The organism is Scandinavium sp. NPDC088450 (assembly GCF_044900545.1).
Taxonomy (GTDB): domain Bacteria; phylum Pseudomonadota; class Gammaproteobacteria; order Enterobacterales; family Enterobacteriaceae; genus Scandinavium.
The window spans coordinates 1-1196 of sequence record NZ_JBJDNI010000061.1 but is presented as its reverse complement, the minus strand read 5'-3'; the positions used below and the strand labels follow the sequence as shown (position 1 = coordinate 1196).

Annotated in this window: 1 protein-coding gene; it reads left to right on the top strand. The window is 50.1% G+C overall.

From position 1 onward, the window contains the following. Window positions 1-70 precede the first annotated feature (70 nt). Window positions 71-1158, top strand: a protein-coding gene (locus ACI2I2_RS24520) for an IS3 family transposase (protein WP_404660264.1) whose coding sequence is annotated in 2 segments (ribosomal slippage) — window positions 71-320 and window positions 320-1158 — 1089 coding nt in all. Because the reading frame shifts where the segments join, the coding sequence is not laid out codon by codon here. Window positions 1159-1196: the final 38 nt, after the last annotated feature.

Sequence of the window (1196 nt, the reverse complement as noted above, 5' to 3'; positions counted from 1 at the left end):
GGTAATCCCCCCGAAAATCCGGGGTGTTGATAAGTAGAATTTTCTCGTAATCTGAACCGGGGAGATCTCTATGAAAAAATCACGTTTTACCGACAGCCAGATCATGTCCATCCTCAAACAAGCCGAGGCCGGAACACCCGTGTCTGAACTGTGTCGCGAACACGGCATGAGCAGTGCCAGCTTTTACAAATGGCGTTCGCGCTATGGCGGGATGGACGCATCCATGATGGCCCGCCTGAAAGAGCTGGAAGACGAAAACCGCCGCCTGAAAAAAATGTATGCCGAAGAGCGACTCAAGGCTGAGATTATTCAGGAGGCCATGGCAAAAAAGTGGTGAAGCCATCGCACCGAAAGCAGATGGCACAGCACGCGGTCAAAAACCGAAACGTCAGCATACGTTTTGCCTGCCAGGTGTTTGCTGTCAGCGAAAGTTGCTATCGCTACCAGCCGCAGCAGAATGCAGAAAATGCGGACATTGCCGACTGGCTGCTCCGCATCACAGCCAGCCAGCGCAACTGGGGGTTTGGCCTGTGTTTTTTGTACCTGCGTAACGTAAAAGGCTTTAAGTTCAACCACAAAAGGGTGTACCGGATTTACTGCGAGTTGTCGCTGAACATGCGAATAAAGCCGAAAAAACGCCTGAAACGGGATAAGCCTGAACCGCTGACGGTACCTGAAAACAGCAATGAATGCTGGTCGATGGACTTCATGCATGATCAGCTATCGGATGGTCGTTCTGTCCGTTTACTGAATGTTATCGACGACTTCAATCGTGAAGCACTGGCCATTGACGTGGATTTTTCGCTGCCCGCGAGCCGGGTTGTGCGGACGCTGGAGCAGGTCATTGAATGGAAAGGTAAACCGGCGGCAATACGGTGTGATAATGGGCCGGAATACACAGGTAAGTTACTGATGTCATGGGCAGAACGGCAGAATATCACACTTCATTTTATTCAGCCTGGTAAGCCTCAACAGAATGCGTATATTGAGCGATATAACCGGACAGTACGTTATGACTGGCTGGGACACTATCTGTTTTCCTCACTGGATGAATTGCAGGAGTATGCCACGCGGTGGCAATGGTTTTATAATCACGAGCGTCCGAATATGGCGTTAAATGGCTACACGCCGATGCAGCATATTCAACGCATGACCTGATTCTACTTATTGCCTCCGTTAAAAATGGGGGGATTACC